Origin of the sequence: Faecalicoccus sp. LCP19S3_E2 (assembly GCF_052121255.1) — a bacterium.
Taxonomy (GTDB): Bacteria; Bacillota_I; Bacilli_A; order Erysipelotrichales; family Erysipelotrichaceae; genus Faecalicoccus.
Map to the genome: position 1 here is coordinate 152,522 of NZ_JBQKEP010000001.1, position 23,015 is coordinate 175,536.

Sequence of the window (23,015 nt, forward strand, 5' to 3'; positions counted from 1 at the left end):
CATTTTTATTCCTTCGTTTTTACGATATAATGAAACTATGTTGAAAATTCCAGAACAAGGCATACTGATTGCACCGGCCAGTCTGCATCTGCCTTTATACCAAGCTATACATCAAGCCAAAGGAAACACGATCGGTTTGGAAGTGTACAGCCTACATTCCTTCATACAACAATTCTTTCAGGGACAACCTGTCGATGAAGTGACGTTATTGTTTGAAACCATGAAAAAATGTCAAGCTTGTTCTTCGACCAATGTGTTTTATTCCAGCCGGAAAAGTTATGATTTTATCCGCGATACTCTTCAATTTGTACGTTATGCCAAAACCTATGGCATCGATTTTCATACACTGCATGAAAACAGCCAGAAAGAAAAAGATCTCAAAGAGATCCTTTGTCTTCTGGAAAATTTGGATGTACGCGAAAAACAAATCCCGGAAATTTTAAAGCAGCCATTCCATGCAGAGAATATTTATATCCTGCAGTATGAATATAGTGAAGAAGAAAGCCTTTGGATCGACTTCTTACTCCAAAATGGGGCGCACACATTGGAAGAGGCAGCAGAAACAGATGTGCAGTATGTATCCGTGGCCAATGCCCGCAAGCAGGCAACTTTGATTGCCCAGACCATCGTTGATCAATACGATGCCGACGATGTTTTTATCTGTTGTCAACAGGCAAGCCAAATGCAGGTATTGGCACAGATGTTAGAGACTTATCAGATTCCCTATACCTTTTTAACGGAAGATGCACCTTCTTTGCTACAGTATCAGTTGATTTGCTGCATAAAATGGATCGCCTTACAAGATATCGAAAGCTTTATCACGATGATCAATGCCCTGCATCCAGATACCAAAGAAAGCATACAGCCAACCTTGCGACAGTTCCCGGATTTGTTTACGACCAGAAAATCACATCTTCCGGATCTATATCAGGACAATGTTTTTATGGATCGTTATAGCTTTGAACATTTACAAAAACAAATAGAAACGACATTGACATGGCTAGAGGAACACGAGGCACTCTGTCATTGGACATTACAGGATATAGAAGATGTCTTACAGTATATACAGGCACAAAATACCTGCACACTGGAAAATCTTCGTGCATTCCATCAAATACAAGACGTGTTAAGAAAGTGCCTTCCTTCTTTGAAAACCAGGGAAGATCTCTTGTTTTTATGTGAATATTTAAACGCTAAAACAAATTATTCAACGGCTTCTCAAATCCAGGGCGTTTTGATTGGAAAGCGCAGCGAGATCACAGCATTGCGAAAAGTTTGTTTCCTGACTGATGCCCATGCGCGCTCTTTCCCGGACCTTTCTATGCACAGTGGTATTTATGATGAAACCTATTTAGCCGATCTTTCGGTTCCATCCTTAGCCACAAGGCTAAAAAAACAGCGTGATCAACTTTTCACATGCCTTTCTTTGCCAAAGACTTTATATATCCTTGTACCGGAAGCTTCGTACGATGGAAAGGAAAATCCGGAAAGTCATGAGCTTGTACAGTGGATCGGCCAAAAAGCACAGTTTGTGGATGTCAAAGAAAGCTCTGTGTACGAAAAACCACAGTTTTCCCTAAACACTTCTTTGGCAAGCTCGCTTTTCTTCCCGGAGGATCGTTTTACCGGTTCGATCTCTCGCCTAGAGTCCTTTGCCCGTTGTCCTTTACAACACTTTCTTCGTCATGGGTTGTACTTAAAAGAAAAACGAGACACCATGGATATTCGTATGCAGGGTTCGATCTATCACCATATTTTAGAAATCTTGATGGATACGTATCAAAAAGACTATACCAAGGCCGATACAAAAACAATCAAAAACCTCGTTCAAAACGAATTTACTTTTATTCGTAACGTTTATCCGCAACAGGCACCTTTCTTTGAAAAAAACGTATTGGAGACAACCGATAAAATTTTAAAGATTTTAGAACAGTTAGATGATTTTGAACACGATTGGCATATGCGTACTTCGCATCAGGAGTATAAGGTGCAGATGCAGCTGGACTGGCAAGGTACCCCGATTCTTCTCTATGGGTATATCGATCGTATTGATGCCTCGCAAAGCTCTTTTGTGATCTTTGATTATAAAAGTTCGGATAAAGATTTGTCCCTGCAGGATTTTGATGCCGGACTAGCCCTGCAGCTGATTACTTATACAATTGCCTATGAAACAACCAGTGGCAGTCTGCCGGCAGGCTGTTACTATATTTCACTAAAGACATCGCCGCAAACCGCTCTGGCCTATAAGGTCAACTATCGAAAAAAGGTTCCGGAGGCTACACCGTTAGATATCAAAGAACAGGCACAGGAGGCTGCCCAATCCAGGAAATTTACCGGTCTGATGTTTCAGGATCTATCCATATACAGCGATCATGAGCATTTCGCCAGAAAAAAAGAACAGCCGGAATATCCTGAAATCAAAACACAATGGCAAACGATCCTCTTTTCCTTATTGGAAGACATGAAAAATGGTGTGATTCAGCCCGATCATGCCAAAGGTGCCTGTGATTATTGTGCCTATAAGGAGATTTGTCGAAACGCGGCCAATGAAGTCACAAAAGCCAATCGATTAGAACAGGAGGAAGAACATGCGCTTTAGTTTTGCCCAACAACAAGCTATCGATATTCGCGATAAAAATGTGCTGGTGTTTGCCAGTGCCGGAAGCGGCAAGACCAGTGTTCTTGTCCAAAGGCTTTGTCAGCTTGTGCTACAGGATAAAATTTCCATTGATTCGATTTTGGCCATGACGTTTACCAATGATGCGGCCAATGAAATGAAAAGTCGTTTAAAAATCTCTTTGGAAAATGCACCTTCTTCTCCATATATTGAAGAACAGCTGGCGCTTTTGGAAACCGCAAGCATCTGTACGATCGACAGCTTTTGTCTTGGCATTGTACAAAATTATTATTATCGAATTCCCATCAGCTATAAAATGTCTCGAACAATTGATGACACGATTCAAAAGCAGGCCTTTGATCAGGCCTATCAACAAGCCTGCTTTAGCTTACCTGTAAAGGAGATGGCCAATCTTTCTCTTTTCTTTTCCGGCTTTGGAAAAAAAGAAGATGACATCAAAAGAAGCTTGGAAGCCCTGATTCAAACCGCATGGTCCAAGCCGGAACCGGAAGAGTGGATTCAATCCCTGACAAAACAAACTTCTTCCCTGATGGAAAGCTGGTTCTTTCAATATTTTAAACAATGTGTTCTTTCCATGGAGCAGATTCTTCAAGAGTTGATCTTAAAGACAGAAGACCAAGATCTTATTACCAAAAAAGAAGCCTTGCGCCCATGTCTGGAAGAACTGGATCGAAAAGACTATGCCCTGTTTAAGAGTTCTTTTTTGGTCTATCTTTCCAACACGGTACGTCTTAAAAACAAATATGATGATATCGATACAAAAAATGATAATGATGCCTATAAAAAGTTTGAAAAGAAAATCACCGATGTATTATTTGATAAGAATCTGTATGAAACAGAAACCAAGGAAACACAGGCATTAAAAAAGACGTTTTGTACCTTGGCACTGACAACACAAAAATTCTATGCTCAGATCAAAAAAGAAAAAGAAGTGATGGATTTTGGTGATATGGAACACTTTGCCTATCAGCTTCTCAGTCAAAGTGATATTGCCAAAGAAGTGCAGAATAAATACAAAATGATCCTGGTGGATGAATTTCAGGATACCAACGATCTGCAGGAAAGCATTTTGTCTTGTTTTGCCCGCAAAAACAATGTCTTTCGTGTAGGAGACATCAAACAAAGCATTTATGGATTTCGTCATGCCAAGCCGGAGATCATGAAACATCATATGGAAAAGCAGGATGAATTTTCCTGCACATTGGTGCTGGATGAAAACTATCGTTCCAATGCCTCAATCATTGATTTCAATAATCATTTTTATAAAAAAATCATGAATGTAGCGGGAATGCCGGCACAGTTTGATCAAAAAGATGTCGCAAAACCTGGCACCCGGGCCCAAAGCGAAAGAGAACAATATCCGATTCGCTTTCTATATATGGAATCGGATGCACTGGCAGATGAACTCAACATTTCTAAGCTGGAGGCAAAAACAAAAGCCAAAGAAAACAAGCTGGATATCTTAGCACACGATATCTTAAAACATAAAGAACAAGGTGCTTCTTTCAAGGATATCTGTATTTTGACCAGAAGCCATGGTCCTCAGGAAGAGATCAAAAAAGCATTGGAAGCCTATGATATACCTGTACTGGCTGAGATCGATCATGGTTTTTATACCAATCCCAGCATTCAGATCGTTCTTTCCTGCCTGCAGGCCATTTTAGATCCTTATAACGATATCGCCTTATGTGCTACTTTATTCTCTCCGTTTTGTCAAATTACACCTGACCAGCTGGCACAAGCCTGCCTTGGAAAAGAAAAAGGAGCATCTCTATATGTTCAGTTAAAAGATACTGATTTGATGCAGGATTACTTCACTATGCGAGAATGGAAGAACGATCCGGTTCCTTTACTAATTCGCAAGCTCTACGCCTGGCATGATTTTTATGAATCGTATACCAGTGCACAGGATAAAACCAATTTAGATTTATTCTTACAGTTTGCCAGCCAGTTAAACGATCCCATGGACCTGGATGGCTTTCTGCAGCAGCATGTACAGGCCAGTCGTTTTGACAATTTATCAGAAGCCTATCCTTATGGACGAGAAGCCGATGTCGTATCAATCAAGACCATGCATCATTCCAAAGGGTTGCAGTTTCCGATCGTGTATATTTATTCACAACATGAAACGAAAGATCGTATTTCTAACGAACCAATCCTGATCGATGAAAAACTGGGCTTAGGCTTTCTACAGCTCGATACCACAGGAAGGATCAAGCTTCCCAGTAAAGCCCATCTTGCGATCCGCACCAAAAAACTGCAGGATGAACTGGAGGAAGAAATGCGCGTTTTCTATGTGGCCACTACAAGAGCAGAAAAAGAATTGATCTTACTGGATTCCATTTCCAGCGCCAAAAACTATGAAGCCCCTTTATCTTTACAAACACTCTTGAAAAGACAAAGCTATACCAGCTGGATCTTTCATGCGTATTATCATTCGACCACAAGTGAAGTTCACTTTGAAAAAGTCCAGAAGCTTTATGATCGACCAACTTCAAAGAAAAACATAAAACGAAAAATGGAGCATACGACATATAATAAAGAATCTCTTTCTTTTTCCAGTGCGACCGCAACGCTAAACAAGCAATTGCTTCAGTGGCCGGAAGTTGATCTTAAACCTTCTACATCAGCACAAAGGGGAACCTTGTTTCATGAAATGGTTGCACAGTTGGCTTATCCATATCAAAAAGAAGATTTGACACAGTTTGCCAAAGTACATGACTATGATTTAACTCGTTATGATCTGCAGCTTATTCAAGAACTGAATCAAAATACAGAATACGCTTTGTATATGCAGGAAAAACATCGCTTTGAATGTCCGTATATCATCAAAGAAAAACAAAACATCGTACATGGCTTTATGGACCTTGTCGTTTGGCAAAAAGAGAAAATCGTGATCATCGATTTTAAAACCGATCATTTAGAAAGTGATGAAGAATTTATAGAGCAATATCATAAACAGCTGGAAACGTATCAGAACGCCATGAAACAAATCGAGAATATGTCGATCGATACAAAAATCTATTCGTTTTACTTAAAAAAATTTATCGACATTCACAAAGAAGCCTGAAAAGGCTCTTTTTATTTGATATTTCCTATATTTTCTATAGCGAATATCTTGTTCATATCTGATTTCCAAGTTACAATAGATGCGTCTTTGTTTCATAAAAGACAAAGGAGAGGAAAATGGAAAAATTATTTAAGCTCAAAGAAAAAGGGACTTCCGTAAAAACGGAAATTCTGGCAGGACTCACCACATTTTTGGCAATGGCCTATATCCTTGGTGTCAACCCTATTATTTTAGGAGATGCCGGTATGGATCAAGGCTCTGTATTTATGGCAACAGCCATATCTGCAGCATTCGCCAGTATTGTCATGGGACTTGTGGCCAACTATCCGGTTGCGTTAGCAGCAGGAATGGGGGTAAACGCTTTATTCTCTTATACGGTTTGTTTGGGAATGGGATACAGCTGGCAGGCTGCCTTATGTGCCGTATTCGTTTCCGGTGTGATCTTTGTGTTGATCTCTGTGACCGGTATTCGTCAAATGATCATCAATGCCATACCGATCCAGCTAAAGCTTGCGATTGGTTCAGGTATTGGATTCTTCATTGCGTTTGTCGGTTTAAAAAATGCCGGTATCATCGTATCAAATACTTCGACAGCGGTAGGTATTGGTAATCTGACGGACCCGGCAGTACTTTTAGCAGTTGTCGGATTGTTGGTAACGATTGCCCTTGTAATCAAAAATGTGCCGGCAGCCGTGTTTGTCGGTATGGTCATCACCGCTATCTTAGGAATCATTGGCGGTATGATGGGACTTGCCAATATGCCATCTTTACCAACAGATTTCACATTAAATCTTTCTATGCATGGAGCCGGCGCTTTCATGGATGGCTTTGGCGAACTCTTCAGTAATCCGATGGCTGCTTTTGTGATCATCTTCTCTTTCTTGTTCGTGGACTTCTTTGATACAGCCGGAACTTTGATTTCCATTGGAAACCGCATCGGTTTGGTCAATGAAAAAGGTGAACTGGAAAATGCCGAAAAAGCCTTGTTGGCTGATGCGATCGGTACGGTATTTGGAGCTGCCATCGGTACCAGCACCGTGACCAGCTTCGTAGAATCCAGCTCCGGAGTCGGCGTAGGCGGAAGAACGGGTCTTACAGCCGTTACGACCGGTGTTTTATTCCTTCTATCGATCTTGATTTCACCAATCATTTTAAGCGCTGTCACAAACGCAGTTACGGCACCGGCTTTGATCGTTGTCGGCGTTATGATGGCACAACAGCTAAAAGGTATCGACTGGGATGATATGGTCTATGCGACAAGCTCTTTTATTACAGTCTTAATGATGGTCTTGATGTATTCCATCTCCAACGGTATTGCCTGCGGATTTATCGTCTATACTGTTGGAATGTGTGCAGCCGGACGAATCAAACAAATTCATCCGACAGTCTGGGTATTGATGGTGATCTTTATCATCTACTTTGCGACACCATACATGATGTAAGGAAAAACGAATAAAGCCGTGCTCAACCCATTGAGACACGGCTTTTTTAAATTATTATTCTTGATTAAATACGTATTCATGCAATCTATGAAATGCTTCTTGAACACGAGAATGTGGTAAGGCCAAATTCATACGAATATGGCAAGGGCCATGGAACATAGTTCCATCTTGAATCGCAACACCGACATCCCACATTTTCTTTTCCAACTGCTGAATCGTTAAATGATGATCCTGACAATATTTTGTACAATCAATAAACAACATATATGTCCCTTCCGGTTTACTGACCGAAAGGCCTTTAAAGTTTTGTTGTATAAAATCAACCGCAAAATCAATATTTTTTGATAATACTTCATTTAACTCATCAACCCATTGATATCCTTCCGGTTTATAGGCTCCGATCAAGGCATGCATCGACAATACGTTCATATCATTATAATGTGGTAAAGAAGACTCTTTTTCGATTCTTTCGCGCCACCAACGGTTATATACGATGTGATACGATCCGACAAGTCCTGCCAAGTTGAATGTTTTACTAGGTGCATACATAGCCGCTGTGCGGTTTCTTGCATCTTCCGAAACACTTTGTGTTGGTGTATGTTTATGACCATTCAACATGATATCACTCCAAATTTCATCAGATACGACATAAACATCATATTTTTTAAACAACGCCATAGCTTTTTCGAGTTCCCATTTTTCCCAGACTCTACCACAAGGGTTGTGTGGATTACAAAGAATGGCGGCGTGTATTTTTTGACTCTTTAACTTTTCTTCCATATCCTCATAATCCATACGATATATACCTTGTTCATCTTTCATCAAAGAAGAATGAACTAAATCATAGCCATTATTACCTAAAGCCATTGTAAATCCGATATAAGTCGGAGAATGAACTAAGACTTTATCACCCTTGGAACATACACAATTTAATGCAGAGATAACGCCGCCTAAAACACCGTTCTCATAACCGATATGCTCTTTTGTTAATCCTTTGACTCCATTCCTTCTTTCATGCCACTGAATAATGGAATTAAAATATTCATCTGTTGGACTAAAGTATCCGAAAGCCGGATGTTCTATTCGTTCCTGAATAGCCTGCGGGATCGTCGGAACAGTAGGAAAATTCATATCGGCTACCCACATAGGAATAACATCGAATCCTTCTTTAGGACAATCTGGAGCAAAGCCCGGCATCGTCCCCACACCATCCACCGCTATGGCATCTTTACCATGGCGATCCATAATACTTTCAAAATCAAATTTCATTTACTAGTACCTCTCTTTTCTTTGGATTTTCTTCCTCTACATCTGCATTAATGGCTTCCTCAATGATTCTTTCTTTACTTTTTTCCAAGCCTTCTCGACTAACAGCGCCCTGTTTCAAGCGCAATACTGATAAAGCAAATAATACTACACATATTATGACACAGATTATCATATCTCTGCCGTTCAATCCTTTAAATAAGTTATATGTAACTACGCCGGCACAGAATGCACCTAATACACAGCATACTTTCCAAAACCAAACTGGCATACGTAAGGAACGATTTTCCCATTGCGCTTTAAATTTAGAAGGTAAATTGAAACATGCCAAGTTCATATAGATGTTCATAATCATCGCCGGAATCATGACCAAAGATACAACTGCATCCAGTGACATTCCGGTTACTATTGGGAAAACGGAGATTAAATAAAACATTAAATAAGTCATGTACGGATATCCCGATTTTGTCTGTTTTTTAAAGAATTCAGGCAACCATCCATCCTCTGCAATCTGAATCAAAGGATAGCGGAACATACCAAGTCCGCCAATATAACTGGATGCAATGGCTCCTATACCTCCGCCTAATACAAAGAACATGTAGATACCATGTGGGAATATTGCTTTGGCGGTAACAGATATATTTTGCCCTGCGATTTGATCATATGGTAAAACCCCACCGGCCACATAAGCCATCAAGCCGTAAATAACAGCTAAACACAAAGTAATGATCACGATCCCAAGAGGTATATTTCTTTTCGGATTTTTGGTAACGGCTGCCATAGAAACCGGTGCCATTGTTGTTCCCTGACAAGCCCACCCCATGATGGCCAAAGCCGATACAAATCCGCCTACACCACCTAAAAAGAATGGATTTCCGCTTGTATTTTCAAAGAAGGCAGATGGATCTACTTGTCCTATGCCAAATCCAATAAATAAAACTAAGGCCGCTATCAAGACTAATGTAACAATATTTTCTAAAATGGTAATAAAGCGAGATCCTTTGATCGAACTGGCAAAAAATATCGTAGTGATAACTAATGCAGCAATACTTCTGAATCCGTCCAGTGCCGGCCATACGATTGCCGCATAATCAACCATCGCGATGGCATAACCACTTAATGCAAAGGCATTTACAATAGTCAAAAATGCTCCAAAGCCAGACATTGTAGGACTGCAAAGCATAGCTTTCATGCTGTAGTCTCCACCTTCTATTACAAACATACTCGGCATAGCCAAATTATACCAATAGGCCAACAACATAAAGAAACAGCCAACAATAACAACCGGTAAAATAGCTCTGCCTGCATTGGCAATACCAAAACCTAACAGAACGAAAATTCCGGTTCCAATCGCACCACCTAACCCAAGACCGACAATATTCCAAAGACCGATCTTTTTTCCACCTTCTGCCTTCATACTTCTATTCCTTTATGGCAACAGCTTCAATTTCAACTCTTGCGTTCATAGGCAGGGCAGCTATCTGGAAAGCCGCACGTGCCGGACAGTCTTTTTCAAAGTATTGAGCATAAACTTCATTCATGGCGTTGAAATCTTGAATATCTTTCAATAAAACAGTCGTTTTGACAACATTCTCAAAGCCCATATTTGCTTCTTCTAAAATAGCTTTTAAGTTTTTAAGCGATTGATGTGTCTGTAAAGAAATATTATCTTCAACAAGTTTTTTGCTTACGGGATCAATAGGTAATTGCCCCGAAACATAAAGCATTTCTCCTTTTGCCTTAACAGCCTGTGAATAAGGACCAATGGCTTCGGGAGCACCAGATGTCGCAATAATGATCTTTTTCATACTTCCTCCTTTATAATTTTTTTATCATTATGTTAATTTCATTATCATCCATCTACCTAAAGAAGTCAATACATATTTTATCAATATGAAAAAAATATTATCTTTTGCTATGTAAATCTATCCGATTCCATGTATAATAGCTGTATGAAAGACTGGTGAATTCTCATGAAAGACCAACAAATATTTAAACAATATATCGATCTTCTACCATTCTTGGCAGCCGTTTTAGGAAATGAATGCGAAATCGTAATTCATGATTTAACAAATCCACAAGCTTCGATTATCGCAATAAAAAATCCTGTTTCCGGAAGAAAAAAAGGAGACGCGTTAACGCACTTTGCACAGGAAATCCTGGATCAAGGTCTTTACCATAATCAAGATTTTATTGCAAATTACAATGGGCAGAGCAAACATCACGATTTCCTGTCCTCTACTTTTTTTATAAAAAACGGAAAAACGATTATCGGTATGCTTTGTATCAATAAAAATTTAACCCCGGCAAAACATACAATGTTTGCCTTAGAAAACTTATTGAAGTCCTATAATTTAATACAGAACCAAGAGGAAAATATCACTGAACAATTCGACTCTTCGATTGTTGATATTGCTAAATCTCGCATTCAAGAAATCATTGCCCGTCAAAAAGTACCCGTTGCCTATATGAGCATAGAGGATAAACTGACTGTGCTTCAAAAATTAAAAGACGATGCGATTTTAGATACGAAGGGATCGATACAGGAAGTCGCAGCACAACTCCATGTCTCCATTCCAACTATCTATAGATACCTAAAAAGAATTAAATAATGAACATAAAAAAATGAGGAAGCTGTTAGAATTCCTCATTTTTCATTTTCACCTAAGTCATATAAATGCAAATGGATAATCCTGCATCATTCATTTAAAAAATCTACGATTTCAAAATCACAGTATCCTTTAGGACTTTCTTTGACTCGCACTAGTGCACGAAACATTGTACCATTTTTACTTTCTAAGGTTGCTTTTATACTTTCATTACGCAAGAGGGCTTTCGCTTCGTTTTCTCCCACATAGATATCATCCTGATTGTCTTTATATCGTTTCATATGTTCATACAATTTAAAGTTACAATCTTTTTTCATTTTATGAACATAATATAATCCGCCGTCTTTTCGATGTTTTACAACGATTTCATCATGGCAATAAGGACAATTTCCTACACTATGTAGCTCTGCATTAGGAAAGTCTTCTTCAAGTATTTGACTGATATCTACATTCGGATTTTTTGAAACTCGAACCGAGAGATTTAAAATCATCTTCTCATTGAAATTGCGCACAAAGCGTCCATTGCTGTCATCATTTTGGGATGTATAGGCATCGGATAAATATCTTTTATACAATGCTTCATCCACAACATATTGTTTCTTGTGAAGATCCAACAACCCGATTTGAACCAGTTCATCCATTGTATAATCTTCAAAATTAAATGTGAATGGAATACGACTTCTTAGACCGGAATTGCTCTGAAGAAAATCATTCATTTCTTTTGTATATCCTGCAAAAATAATCACAATATCTTTGCGATAGTCTTCCATAAACTTCAATATTGTATCAATGGCCTCCTGTCCAAAAGAATCATTATCCCCCTGATATAAAGTATAAGCTTCATCAATAAATAATATTCCACCTAAAGCAGACTGAAGGATGGCTTTGGTCTTTATGGCCGTTTGCCCTACATAACCGGCCACCAAATCCGATCGGCTTGTTTCTACAAAGCTATTGGTTTTTGTGATGCCCTTATGATATAAAATATTTCCTAAAAGCCTGGCCACGGTAGTCTTTCCTGTACCAGGATTTCCCAAAAACAAGGAGTGCAAAGTAATATCATCCGCTTTAAAGCCTTGTTCCATCCGTTGACGATTGTATTCTACCTGCGCAATGAACGCATCGACTTGTTTTTTTACCGTATGGATTCCGATTAGATCCTGTAGTTTCTGATAAGCTTCATTATCCGATTGACGATACTTTTGATCTTTATTTAAATAATTATCGATATCCAAAGCGGTAATTGTCGTTACATTATCGCTGGAATTGGAGATAAACATCTTAATCAAACCTTCATTGAAATTTCGTATCCATCGTCCATTGCTTCGCTCTAAGGCTCTTTCATAAGCTTGTTTGACTTTTTGTATATAATAGGATTCATCCTCTAACAGAAAATCACGTTGTGATAAGTCATTCAATCCAATTTGAACAATTTCTTCACTTGTATAATCATCAAATATAAACGTATTGGCAATTCTGGAGGCCAGGCCACTATTCATCTGTAAAAATTCTTCCATCTCTTTTGGATACCCGGCAAAAATAATCATGATATTATCGCGATGTTCTTCCATAAAAGTAAGAATGGTATCTACCGCTTCCTGTCCAAAGTTAACACTTGCGTCTTTTTTATTTAATGTATAGGCTTCATCAATAAACAAAACACCCCCTAATGCGGATTGTAATATGTTTTGTGTCTGTATGGCCGTTTCTCCTACATGGTTGGAAATTAAATCACTTTCCTTTACCTCAACAAACTTATATTCATCACTATGAAATACACCGAGTTCATAAATAATTTGGCCGATCAGTCTTGCGACCATCGTTTTTCCAGTACCAGGATTTCCCATAAATACACTATGTAGGGATAATTCCTGTACTTTTTTTCCTTCTTTCTTTCGGCTTTCATTAAACCCGACCAGTTTACGTATATTTTCCACTTCATCCTTAATTCGAGTCAGTCCTACAAGGCTTTGTAGTTGTTTGTAGGCGGATACAGAAGATGCAACTTCCTTTTGATTTTCTGTTTTTGAATCTGTAGAAAATTCGCAAACCCTTGAATTTTCATCACATCGATGTACATTTTCATACTGTGAAGGAAGATCTACTTCGTCGATCACAAAAGAGGAATATGAACTCATTTTAAATAAGGTATATGCATGATCTGAAAAATGTATCCTCGATCCGTAAACGGTTGAATAATCCTCCGCAAATAGATAATAGTAGTCTTCGACAGCATCTTGAAATGTAAGATTTTGCGCATAGGCATAGGAACGATGCATATGAAGTTGTCCTTGAATAACAGTATCATTAAAATAGGCTTTCGAATCAAATAGCCCTATCCATTTTATGGAATCATTTACAGAACGAAAAATAGAATTATTTTTCGCATACAAAACTATTTTTTACAAAGGCATAATGCCAAGTGAAAAGGTTTTAGATCTTCCAGTGGATTGTAACACTCTCACTGGTAGCGTCAATTTGTGATATGAGAATATCAACCACCTTGCGCTTATCGTCAAAACTTACGGACTCCCAATCATCCAGATAGCCCGTAATGCTGTCAATCTGTGAAGCGGAAACGGAATTAGCGGTGAGGTCTGCAACCAGCCGGAGCTGCTTTTGACGTTCCGCGTCCAGTTCCTCAATACGGTTATTTGCGTATTGCAGGAGCAGCGGGTTTGCCCCGGACAAAGTGTCCAGAAGTTTCTCAATCTCGCTTTCTGTCTTTGCAAGGGCAACGCGGGCAGCGGTCAGTTTCGGGTTATAGCTTTGTTCCTTTCCGCCTTTCAGCGTGTGGAATTTCTGCATTTTCTTAACCATCTCGCCGTACACAAATGTCTCCATGCTTTGTGCCGTTAGTGTACCGGCTCCCTCACAGCTCCCGTTTTCGGCCCGCTGCTTGCACCGCAGGTAGGTAACGCCATTTTGGGCTCTCAGAGCTGCCAGCGCATAGCCACAGCGCCCACACTTGATTTTCCCGGCCAGCCAGGTATTATGGCATTTACGGCCATTCTGGAAAGAGGTGTTCTGTGACAGCTTGCGCTGGACAGTCAGCCAGAGCTGGGAAGAAATACGGCCCTGGTGTGGGGCAATCACAAGGATTTGTTCCTCGCCCTCGCGCCCCTGATAGAGATAACAGCTATTGTCCCCTGTGAACATTTCCGGGGGACTTTCGATTTTTACGCCCTGGGCCTTGAAGTATTCGTAGATGTCCATATCAGCCTGGACATAAACGGGGTTTCTCAGCAGTTTAGAGATAAAGGCCCGTTGCAGCGCCTTGTCATAGACCTTGATGGAGTGTTTGACAAAGTACCGGGTTATATCGCCGTAGGAATTGCCCGGCTCCGCATACATTTGAAACATGAGCTCGGCAAAATCCATTTCCGCATTTTCCACCAGCTTCTTTGTCTTGATCCCGTCCATAACGATGGGCTCGGTATCAAAGCCGTATGGCGTCCGGCCCCGCATATAGTAGCCTTTGGCACACCGGGAATAGAAAGCGTCCTGCACACGCATCTGGATGCTTTCGCGTTCCAGTTGGGCAAAGACAATGCAGATGTTGAGCATCGCCCGGCCCATTGGGGTGGAAGTATCAAATTTTTCCGTACAGGAAACAAACTCCACATCGTATTGCTTGAACAGCTCCATGAGCTTTGCAAAGTCCACAATCGAGCGGCTGATCCGATCCAGCTTATAGACGATCACCCGCTTGATCAGACCCAGCCGGATGTCCTGCAAGAGCCGCTGGAAGTCGGGGCGCTCAATGTTCTTGCCGGAATACCCTTTGTCTTTGTATTCCTTTGCCTCACCGCCTTTAAGTTCGTAGCGGCAAAATTCAAATTGACTTTCAATGCTGATACTGTCCTTTTTGTCAATCGACTGCCGCCCGTAAATTGCATCAATTCTATTATCCATAATTAGCTCCCTTTCTGTTTGTTGGGAGCCAACCTACAATTATATTATACCTCTTACGCCCCCATACAACAAGGATGACTCCGGCCTACCCCCGCTGCCCGGCATACTTGCGGAACACGTCAAACAGCCGCCGCTCAACCTCACGGCTCTGCTTGTCCTGTTCCTGCGGGGAAAAAACGGGGGTGAGATTTTTGACGGTGATCGTCCGATCCCCAAGAACAGCCGTTTTGATTTCACTTTCATATTTGACCTGCGCCTGCATAAAATCCCTCCCATACGATATAGAAACAGAATGTTGGAAACAACAAGGGCCAGCACCGCAAAAGTGCTGGCCCTTGTCCGTCTGCACCTCTGGACAAAATGTCCAGAGGTTTAGTGTGCTTTAGGAGCGCCGCGCTCATTTTCTTGCCCCGTCATAAGACAGCCATACTCGGCAGCGGCGCTCCCCCACAAAGGGGGCGGCGGCCTGCGGCCCCCGCGCCTCCTTTGCGGAGAGAACTTCCTCTCACATACCACCAGAAAAAGAGGGGTAAATGGAGATGGTAACTTAGAAATTTTTTCGCAAATATTTTTTCATGCGGTCAATCCCGCATTTCACAGAGCAGCGGACGGCGCTCTTGTCCACTCCCTCCTCGCGGGCGATCTGACGGTAGCTCTTTCCAAGAATCAAATGAGCGTCCACCCGGCGGCCCTGGATCTCCGGCAGGGAGTTGAGGGCGTTCCACAGCCGGAAAAACAGCTCCTTGCGATCCATGAGCTCCTGGGGGCTGGGCTCGTGCAGGCAGGCGGAGTATTCGATCCCATCGTCACAATCCAGGGAATAATAAGCCTTGTTGTAGCGCACCCGTTCCGCATGGGCGGCCTCGCGCCGCTTGCTGGCCATGAGTTCCTCGGCTACCTCGTCAGGCACCTCCACCAGCTCGTCCGTTAAGTACCAATAATAAAAATCTTTCAGATTGATCGTTGTCATAGCTTGTCCTCCATTTTGTTTCGGTTGATGGGTTGATCGGAAACAAAATGGAGGGCTGGCGGGGAGCGGCACCCTGGGGAGCCGCCCCGCACCTCTGGACACAGTGTCCAGGGAGAAAAGCAAAATGCGTCCAAATGGCATAAAGCCACCTGGACGCATCTTTTGAAAACGCGACTTAGTTCATAATGGGATAGGAGCGCATCTATTCGCCCTTGTTCAAAGGCCGCTCCTGTTTTATGGCAAGAGTAGTACAGACAGAGGACGAAAACACGGCACTACCTCCTCAATGCCGCCATATCTCTAAAAAGCGGCGGTCTTGAAATGACTTCAAAACCGCCGCTCTGTCTGAAACTCTCTTTTGTGCGCACAAAATCACCTGCCCCGCAACGGTTTTTTTCTTTCCCCGTCAGGCGGGGCAGGGTTTTGTAACTATTTACTTCATCAATAACGCTCTATGACCTCATTCCTTTCAACCTCTGGACACTTTGTCCAGAGGTGGCCCGCCCAGTTTACTTCCCAATCAGGCTTTTGCGCTTTGTCAGCAGGAAAGCCAGCAGGCCAATCAATCCAGCCAGAGAAATACCGGCGGTTCCCATCGAAACATAGACAATGGTTTTTAGGTTGGAATCCCCGGCTGCGGCGGTGGGAACAGCACCGGCGTTGAGTTCTGTCCCGTCGGTGAGGGTAACGATCAGCTCGCCGTTTTCATTGATGGAAACGCCGGAGATACCAACGCCGTCCTCGCCCTTTACCTTGCCGAGATTTTTCTCGGTTCCATCGGTGAGGGTGACGATCAGCTCACCATTTTCGTTCAGCTTGATGTCGGCAATTCCAACGCCGTCCGCGCCGTCTTTACCGTTCGCACCATTCTTGCCGTTGGCTCCGTCTTTACCGTTGATACCATCTTTACCGTCTTTGCCGTCTGCGCCATTGACGCCTGCGGCTTTAATGCCGGTATCGGTGGTTCCAATCCACCAGTTGCCGTTGCTGCCGATATACGGGGTCAGGCCATCCTTTCCGTCCTGACCGTCTTTACCATCGGAGCCATCGGAACCGTCCGAGCCGTCGCTTCCCTCGGCCTTGATGCCGGTGTCAACGCCGCCGATCCACCAGTTGCCGTTGTCGCCTATGTAGGGGGTATCGCCATCCTCGCCGGGGTCGCCCTTGTCACCCTTGTCGCCTTTGATACCTTGCAGGGCAGACAGGGCAATCAGGTTTTGCCAGTCGCTGTCGGCGTCATATTTCCATTGGATGTAGCCGCCCTCCACGCGAAGCTCCACCTGTTTGCCGTCGGCACCGTCGGAGCCGGTAATATCGGAGAGGTCAACCAAAGGCCGCCATGCGTCATCGCCCTCGCCCACATAGCGCCAAAGGATGCTGCTGCCGTCGTTTTTCAGTTCTACCTCGCGGCCATCTTCACCGTCCTCGCCTTTCAGGTCGGAAAGGGGCATCAGGTTTTTCCAATCGGTGTCTGCGCCGGTGGTGTATCGCCACTGGATATAGCCATTGGCTACTTGCAGTTCCACTTCTCTGCCGTCGGCACCGTCTGCGCCGTCGCCGCCGGTGATAGCATCCAGCGCCACAAGGTCACGCCAGGCGGTGTCCGGCTCGTCTGTGTATTTCCATTGAATTTGTGTGCCGTTGTTCCGCAGTTCTACCTCGCGCCCGTCCTGACCGCCGGAATCGCCCACCAGCTGAATGTTACCCAGATCACGGATGGACGCTGTGCCGTCTTTCGCAGTAATCTTAACGTCCACCGTGCGGCTGGCAAAGTCGGTGCTTCTATTGTTTTCCTGCTCCGTATAGAGCCGCAGAGTGTAGTTCCCATCCGAAACGCCGGTCAGAGGAATATTGACCGTGCCGCTGGCGGCGGCGGTATCGCTCAGTTCGACCAGCTTGTTGTAATAGAGAACGTCCGTGCTGCCGTCCGGGGTCAGCACGCAGGAAAGGTACTGATTTTCGCCGGTGTTGGCAACATAGCCAAAGGAGAGGGTTTCGCCGGTCTGGGCCGCCTGTGTGGGATCGGCGGTCACGGACAGTTTCAGGCTGTCGTCAAAAACGGTATATTTATATTCCTCAAAGCCTTCCAGCACCAACGGGTAGGGGTTGCCGCCAATCGTTACCCTTTTGGCATCTTTTGCAAGGTAGAACGCATCGGAAATGTCCAGATAGAAGGCTGGGCGCACACCATTATAATACGAGGCGAAATCACTCGTCACATCGCCAGTATCTCCCTGCACAGCATAGACAGTAGGCAAACTCGTAGTATCACATGTCGTACGCAGCCAATAAAATCTTGCAAATGTCACATCATCATAAAGTTCACTCTTAAGAATCTCGGCGTCGGTTCTGTCCGCTTCGTCTTTGGAAAGAGGCCAAAACGGCTGATCATGCGCCGTTTCACCGCTGATCCCGTCCGCAGAAGTGAGAGTGCGGGGAACGATGAGGGAACTTTCTTTGCCGGCCAAATTAAGATTGGAGCTAAAATCTGCCATTTTTTGTTGCAAATCGCTGCCAAGATAGTTTGACGAGCTAGTTTGCGCCAGGATGACTTGGGCGCCCATGGCTTCCCGCGGATTTTCAAACAGGGTGACGGTGTTCTCCGGGCCGGGCACAGAGCCCTTTTCCCCCTGGCCCACCACATACCACCACTGGCCGCCGAAGGCCACCTGGATTCCCTCAACCTTTTCCGGCAGCGCCTCGGCTTTCACATACAGGGCAGGGCGGATGGAACCATTGGCAGTATCGAATTCAACGCTATTTACGAAAGGTACTGTCTGATTCACATTAACGTAATATACTACATAATTTGTGACACCAGTCGTATATGTAGCGACTTTACCAGTGCGGGTAAGGTAATTGCTTCCAAATTTTCGCATGGAAAAATCTAAAATTTCCACCTCACCTTTACTAAGCGGCCACAAAAGCTGATCAGTTGGTGATTCGCCCGAAATACCGTCCAGCGTGGTGCGGGCAACAATGCTATTTTTGTACGCTGACAGAGTGTCGTTTGCGATTTCCTCCATCTTTTGTTGCAGGGTGCTGTCCTTGTAATCTATACTATTTCCAAAAGCTGTATCGCCAAAGCCATTATTTTTCGCAAATAGGGTGTAGCAGCCAGAGGGGGCTTTTACGCCATCGCTTTCGGTGCCGATGATGTACCAGTCATACCCGGCAAAGGTCACGGTGTCGCCGATATTGTAGCTGCCTGCGGCAAAAGCAGTCGTGCCCATGCCCGGCACCAGCCCCACCAGCAGGCACAGGCAGAGCAGCGCGGCTAAAAATCGTTTTTTCATAATGTTAAGTCCCTCATATTTCATTTATTTCCAGCTTCCTTTACCGCCGCCAATACCGCCGGTTGGAGTAGAAACCGCCCCCGCCTGAAAGTGTCCCAGCAGACGGGAACTCTTGTCAAAGAACAGGACGCTTGTATATACCGGGGTAACAGTAAACTGAAAGCTGTCCGTATCACGGTACAATCTTTCCAGATCACTTGTATAAAGGTCTCCGATCAAAGCCTGTGCGCCGGGCAAACCACCGCCGCCGCCATTTCCGGTGAACTGCTTTTTCACATCGTCATAACCGCCAACCGTCACACGGAAATAGAAAACCGCACAGATCAAAGACCCCTGTGTGTGGTACTTGTTTTCGGTGCATTTGATTTCCTGCACCACCTGATCCAGTTGCTCGTCCTCAAGTTTTCCTTTGAAGTTGTTGTAAAAATCCTGTGCAATCTGTTCGTTCAGTTTTTTGTTTTCACTCATATCAAATTCTCCTTTCGCGGCGCAGCGCGCCATCATGTTGACCGTGTTTGCTCCGGTGCTATTATCCGCTGCCGGAACGCATTTTTTCGTTGCGGCAGACCCCCAGCAGAGAGCCGGGGAACTGGTGGTAATGGCGGCAGGAGCCGCAGTCCACGCTTGCGGGGTCATCGTCCACCATGTCCGCATAGGGGCAGGCATCCTCAAAAGTCAAAAGAACAGGACGGCCTGACGGGGTATGACCGGGCTGTTTGCAGTAGTCCTCGTAGTCCTCCACCTCTCTTTGGAGATGGTCGTCCCAATATACGGGGACTTTAATCACTTCGCCCTCAAATTCATAGCGATTGACCTTGCTCATATCCGCCTCCCACATTTCCCGCACTTTCCGTTTTGGCGGTGATAAATGCCCGCAGGGAAGCGCGCATTGCGTTTAACTGTAACTGCAAATATTCCTCGTCCTCAAACAGCGCGTAATGCACGCAGGCGCGGACGAACAGATAGGTCATGCCCTGGATAAAATCAGCGGGCATCCCCAGCTTGCCGGAAAGCAGCTCGGCATATTTGCGGTAGCGGATATTCACGCCGCTGAAAAACGTCTTGCCGTGTTCCCGGTATTTTGGGCTTGCATACACCTGATACATGAAGCGGTACTTTGCCCCATGGAGTTTTGCGGTGAGATAGGGAATCTCCCGCAGGAAACGCTCAATGTCCGCAAAGCTCGTTGGAGCATTTGCCATAAAGTCATCCTCCACCTTTGCCATACAATGGGCGGTGGCCTCAATGATGATACCGTCCTTGCTGCCGAAGTAATACAGCAGGTTTCCGTTTGTCACCCCGCAGCTTTCCGCCAGCATTTTCAGGCTGGTGTTTTCAAGCCCGTTTTCGCAGAAAACATCAAAGCAGGTTTCCAGAAACGCAATGCGCCGTTCTGGAATCCCTCTGTCATTCAACGCAGATCACCTCCCGTTTACTTGATTGACCGGGCGGTAAATCCTGCGTGAAAAAAATTTTGCGCCGCCCGCAGAACAACGCAAAAAAGGCGTACCCCACCCGTACAAAAACGGGCAGAATACGCCTTGAAAAATATGCAGTTCTTCTCTTGACAGGAAAAAAGGGCAGACTTACACTATGCTTGCTTGCTTGCTTGCTTGCTTGCTTGCTTGCTTGCTTGCTTGCTTGCTTGCTTGCTTGCTTGCTTAGTCATTTTCCCGCCTTTCGTTCTCATTGTCAAGACCTCTTTTCGCAAAATTATACATAAATAGATTATCACAAAATCCGCTGTTTTTCAAGCAGTCAAAGCAAAATTCTGTAAATGCGCACTCCACGGTTTTTGCGCCATTTTCGGGCTTGCACGAAACGGCAAGCAGGGCAGGTGTGCCCACACCTGCTATTTTTGCGTGGCCGGGGGCCCCGCAAAAATGCTTGTTGGGGAGCTCCCCAAACCCGCCGGACTTCTGGACACTTTGTCCAGAAGTCCTTGTTGTCTGCGGTCCCGGCGCTATCGCTCCTGGGCCTTGTTCCGCTCGTCCGTGTGGCCGAGCAGACAGTCGATGTTCCCCTTGACCGCCACGGCCTCCCGCATATCCGCCTGGGCCTTGCGGTATTCCGCATAGAGGGCTTTTTTCTTTTCCGCCAGTTCCCGCCGCTGCTTTTTCAGCGCGTCCATCTTCGGGAGCTTCGCCCCGCCCAGCAGGTCGCTCATAGCGGCCTTTGCCGCCCGGTAGTCAGAAAGCTCCGCCTCATGCTGGGCCAGATATTTTTTAGAATACCGGGCCGCCTTGTAGCCGTCAAATACGGGGCGCGTCTTTGCGTACTGCACCACCGCCCCCATGAGCTGGGCCATGTGGGAGAGTGCCGCCTCGGTGTCCCGCAGTTCCCCGGCCAGTTTGTGAGCCCGATCCACCGCCGCCTCGGTGCTGGCCGACAGCGCCGCATAGTCCGTCAGCCCATGCTCCCGGAGATACAGGAGCGCGGCGGCCATCTGCTTTAGGTTATAGACCTTGGCCCACCGCTCGTAGGCCGGGCCCTTGCCCTGGGCCAGACGGTTTTGAATGTCGATGATGAGATCGACACGCCGGGGTGAGGACGGGCCCTCCTGGGGCAGCTCCGGGATCGAACGCTCCCCGGCGATCACCGCCCGGATGTCCTCCGGGTCAAAGCCGGGGCCCAGGGTGGACGAGCGCAGGCGGGTGGGCTTATCCTGCCCAGGGGCAAGAAAGGAAATGACACCGCCCCGGCCACGCTTCACCGCAAAGCCGGACTCCTCCATGAGCCGCAGGAACGCCGCAAAGTCGGCGGGGCGTTTCCCCAGGGCCTCCACAACGGCAAGCCGCACCCGCTGCTGGGCCGAGGGCGGGCGCTCCCCGATCCATTGTCCATAGTGGAGAAAGCGACCCTTGCTGTGGAGCTTCGGGTTTTGGATCACGGACAGGTCATGCTCCAGGCATACCCGGTCAGAGAGCCGCCGCAGGGCTGCCGCCGATCTGAAAAAGTCCCGGAATTTCCCGGTATAGTCCAGGGTGGTGGAATTGTAGTAAATGTGATTGTGGATGTGCTGGCGGTCTGTGTGGGTGGCGACGAAAAAGGCGTGTTTCCCCTTTGTCCAGCGCATAGCCGTTTCATAGCCCACCCGGTTTGCCTCCTCCGGGGTGATCTCCCCAGGGCGAAAGGACTGCCGGATCTGATAGCACAGCACATCCGCATCCCGGCGCTGCTCCCGGCCTGTGGTTGCCTTGTACTTTGCCTTTGCCAGCAGGAACTCGGCGTCGGCGGTACGGTAGTCGCACTCATAGGCGGAAATCAACTCGCCGCCCTGGGTTTTCTCCGGGTTCTGTCCGTAGTCAAAACGGTCTTTCAGCGATTGGGCAACGGTTTCCCCCTTGCTGATATGATGGGTCATTAACCGCGTTGTGGCCGTATGCTCACCTCCTCCCCATAAACGAAAATCGGGCGGTTGGGATTTTCCCAGCCGCCCGGCACTTCTGGACAAAGTGTCCAGAGGTCATCAGCTCACCATAAAATCCTGCAAGGCGTATTTTGCCCCGTACAGACGATCCAGCAGCCAAAGCCCGATGGCCGGGAGCCCAAAGGGGGAAACAAGGAACGCCAGCACCAGAGCCGCAATACACCCGGTATGCAGCCCTGCGAAAAAGGCGCAGGCCGCCAGCAGGACGAAAACCGTACACGCCAGCCAGCACACCGCCCCCGCTATGCAGGAGAGGAACGAGAGCACCGCCACGACGAGCATCAGCGCCAGAACAACGGGAGCCGCGATGATTTTCAAAATGATACGCATGGTTCATACCTCCTACAAAAGTTTGATACTTGCCTCTATATGTATATTA

The 23,015-nt window shown here is 45.3% G+C and carries 17 protein-coding genes; 4 read left to right on the plus strand and 13 right to left on the minus strand.

Features of this window, described 5'->3' with window-relative positions:
• The first annotated feature begins 37 nt into the window (after window positions 1-37).
• The 3 genes from ACTQX6_RS00825 (at window position 38) to ACTQX6_RS00835 (ending at window position 7,150) form a co-directional block, all read left to right on the plus strand.
• A complete protein-coding gene (locus ACTQX6_RS00825) occupies window positions 38-2,599 on the plus strand; it encodes a PD-(D/E)XK nuclease family protein (protein WP_441657190.1) in 2,562 nt (853 codons plus the stop codon).
• Entirely contained in the window at window positions 2,589-5,708 is a 3,120-nt protein-coding gene (locus tag ACTQX6_RS00830; RefSeq protein WP_320863368.1) for a UvrD-helicase domain-containing protein, read from the plus strand. The genes ACTQX6_RS00825 and ACTQX6_RS00830 overlap by 11 nt, the downstream gene beginning before the upstream one ends.
• A gap of 116 nt (window positions 5,709-5,824) precedes the next feature.
• A complete protein-coding gene (locus ACTQX6_RS00835) occupies window positions 5,825-7,150 on the plus strand; it encodes an NCS2 family permease (protein ID WP_117445460.1) in 1,326 nt (441 codons plus the stop codon).
• Window positions 7,151-7,204: 54 nt separating this feature from the next.
• Here the strand turns inward: ACTQX6_RS00835 and ACTQX6_RS00840 are convergent, their stop codons facing one another.
• Genes ACTQX6_RS00840 through ACTQX6_RS00850 form a run of 3 tightly spaced genes read right to left on the minus strand, consistent with a single transcriptional unit; the run spans window position 7,205 to window position 10,224 of the window.
• Window positions 7,205-8,419 carry a MalY/PatB family protein gene (locus ACTQX6_RS00840; RefSeq protein ID WP_272000760.1) on the minus strand — a complete coding sequence of 405 codons (1,215 nt, stop codon included), beginning with the start codon at window positions 8,417-8,419 and terminating at the stop codon, window positions 7,205-7,207.
• Window positions 8,409-9,833, minus strand: coding sequence for an APC family permease (locus tag ACTQX6_RS00845; RefSeq protein WP_272000758.1), 1,425 nt, complete (start codon window positions 9,831-9,833; stop codon window positions 8,409-8,411). The genes ACTQX6_RS00840 and ACTQX6_RS00845 overlap by 11 nt, the downstream gene beginning before the upstream one ends.
• A gap of 4 nt (window positions 9,834-9,837) precedes the next feature.
• Window positions 9,838-10,224: a RidA family protein gene (locus tag ACTQX6_RS00850; RefSeq protein WP_168964670.1), complete on the minus strand. Its 387-nt coding sequence runs from the start codon at window positions 10,222-10,224 to the stop codon at window positions 9,838-9,840.
• Between the two features lie 165 nt (window positions 10,225-10,389).
• Here ACTQX6_RS00850 and ACTQX6_RS00855 point away from each other — a divergent pair, with 165 nt between their 5' ends.
• Window positions 10,390-11,028: a helix-turn-helix transcriptional regulator gene (locus ACTQX6_RS00855; RefSeq protein ID WP_117445456.1), complete on the plus strand. Its 639-nt coding sequence runs from the start codon at window positions 10,390-10,392 to the stop codon at window positions 11,026-11,028.
• Between the two features lie 86 nt (window positions 11,029-11,114).
• Here the strand turns inward: ACTQX6_RS00855 and ACTQX6_RS00860 are convergent, their stop codons facing one another.
• The 10 genes from ACTQX6_RS00860 to ACTQX6_RS00905 form a co-directional block, all read right to left on the minus strand.
• Complete coding sequence (locus ACTQX6_RS00860) at window positions 11,115-13,304, minus strand: AAA family ATPase (RefSeq protein ID WP_441657191.1); 2,190 nt, start codon at window positions 13,302-13,304, stop codon at window positions 11,115-11,117.
• 154 nt (window positions 13,305-13,458) lie between these two features.
• Entirely contained in the window at window positions 13,459-14,940 is a 1,482-nt protein-coding gene (locus tag ACTQX6_RS00865) for a recombinase family protein (protein WP_441657192.1), read from the minus strand.
• A gap of 85 nt (window positions 14,941-15,025) precedes the next feature.
• Window positions 15,026-15,202 (minus strand): hypothetical protein, encoded by a 177-nt coding sequence (locus ACTQX6_RS00870; protein WP_441657193.1) that lies wholly within the window; start codon window positions 15,200-15,202, stop codon window positions 15,026-15,028.
• Between the two features lie 285 nt (window positions 15,203-15,487).
• Window positions 15,488-15,910 carry a hypothetical protein gene (locus tag ACTQX6_RS00875; protein WP_441657194.1) on the minus strand — a complete coding sequence of 141 codons (423 nt, stop codon included), beginning with the start codon at window positions 15,908-15,910 and terminating at the stop codon, window positions 15,488-15,490.
• A 509-nt stretch (window positions 15,911-16,419) separates the two neighbouring features.
• Window positions 16,420-19,206, minus strand: coding sequence for a hypothetical protein (locus tag ACTQX6_RS00880; RefSeq protein ID WP_441657195.1), 2,787 nt, complete (start codon window positions 19,204-19,206; stop codon window positions 16,420-16,422).
• Window positions 19,207-19,230: 24 nt separating this feature from the next.
• Window positions 19,231-19,710, minus strand: a complete 480-nt coding sequence (locus tag ACTQX6_RS00885; RefSeq protein ID WP_441657196.1) for a VapA/VapB family virulence-associated protein — start codon at window positions 19,708-19,710, stop codon at window positions 19,231-19,233.
• Between the two features lie 25 nt (window positions 19,711-19,735).
• Window positions 19,736-20,029: a hypothetical protein gene (locus ACTQX6_RS00890; RefSeq protein WP_441657197.1), complete on the minus strand. Its 294-nt coding sequence runs from the start codon at window positions 20,027-20,029 to the stop codon at window positions 19,736-19,738.
• Window positions 20,007-20,621 carry a TetR/AcrR family transcriptional regulator gene (locus tag ACTQX6_RS00895; RefSeq protein ID WP_441657198.1) on the minus strand — a complete coding sequence of 205 codons (615 nt, stop codon included), beginning with the start codon at window positions 20,619-20,621 and terminating at the stop codon, window positions 20,007-20,009. Before ACTQX6_RS00895 ends, ACTQX6_RS00890 begins: the two co-directional genes overlap by 23 nt.
• A gap of 548 nt (window positions 20,622-21,169) precedes the next feature.
• Entirely contained in the window at window positions 21,170-22,570 is a 1,401-nt protein-coding gene (locus ACTQX6_RS00900; RefSeq protein ID WP_441657199.1) for a relaxase/mobilization nuclease domain-containing protein, read from the minus strand.
• Window positions 22,571-22,675: 105 nt separating this feature from the next.
• Window positions 22,676-22,966, minus strand: a complete 291-nt coding sequence (locus tag ACTQX6_RS00905) for a CD1845 family protein (RefSeq protein ID WP_441657200.1) — start codon at window positions 22,964-22,966, stop codon at window positions 22,676-22,678.
• Window positions 22,967-23,015: the final 49 nt, after the last annotated feature.

Coding starts and splice junctions, on each gene's coding strand:
- ACTQX6_RS00825 (WP_441657190.1), top strand. CDS start 38: ATGTTGAAAATTCCAGAACAAGGCATACTGATTGCACCGGCCAGTCTG.
- ACTQX6_RS00830 (WP_320863368.1), top strand. CDS start 2,589: ATGCGCTTTAGTTTTGCCCAACAACAAGCTATCGATATTCGCGATAAA.
- ACTQX6_RS00835 (WP_117445460.1), top strand. CDS start 5,825: ATGGAAAAATTATTTAAGCTCAAAGAAAAAGGGACTTCCGTAAAAACG.
- ACTQX6_RS00840 (WP_272000760.1), bottom strand. CDS start 8,419: ATGAAATTTGATTTTGAAAGTATTATGGATCGCCATGGTAAAGATGCC.
- ACTQX6_RS00845 (WP_272000758.1), bottom strand. CDS start 9,833: ATGAAGGCAGAAGGTGGAAAAAAGATCGGTCTTTGGAATATTGTCGGT.
- ACTQX6_RS00850 (WP_168964670.1), bottom strand. CDS start 10,224: ATGAAAAAGATCATTATTGCGACATCTGGTGCTCCCGAAGCCATTGGT.
- ACTQX6_RS00855 (WP_117445456.1), top strand. CDS start 10,390: ATGAAAGACCAACAAATATTTAAACAATATATCGATCTTCTACCATTC.
- ACTQX6_RS00860 (WP_441657191.1), bottom strand. CDS start 13,304: ATGCATCGTTCCTATGCCTATGCGCAAAATCTTACATTTCAAGATGCT.
- ACTQX6_RS00865 (WP_441657192.1), bottom strand. CDS start 14,940: ATGGATAATAGAATTGATGCAATTTACGGGCGGCAGTCGATTGACAAA.
- ACTQX6_RS00870 (WP_441657193.1), bottom strand. CDS start 15,202: ATGCAGGCGCAGGTCAAATATGAAAGTGAAATCAAAACGGCTGTTCTT.
- ACTQX6_RS00875 (WP_441657194.1), bottom strand. CDS start 15,910: ATGACAACGATCAATCTGAAAGATTTTTATTATTGGTACTTAACGGAC.
- ACTQX6_RS00880 (WP_441657195.1), bottom strand. CDS start 19,206: ATGAAAAAACGATTTTTAGCCGCGCTGCTCTGCCTGTGCCTGCTGGTG.
- ACTQX6_RS00885 (WP_441657196.1), bottom strand. CDS start 19,710: ATGATGGCGCGCTGCGCCGCGAAAGGAGAATTTGATATGAGTGAAAAC.
- ACTQX6_RS00890 (WP_441657197.1), bottom strand. CDS start 20,029: ATGAGCAAGGTCAATCGCTATGAATTTGAGGGCGAAGTGATTAAAGTC.
- ACTQX6_RS00900 (WP_441657199.1), bottom strand. CDS start 22,570: ATGACCCATCATATCAGCAAGGGGGAAACCGTTGCCCAATCGCTGAAA.
- ACTQX6_RS00905 (WP_441657200.1), bottom strand. CDS start 22,966: ATGCGTATCATTTTGAAAATCATCGCGGCTCCCGTTGTTCTGGCGCTG.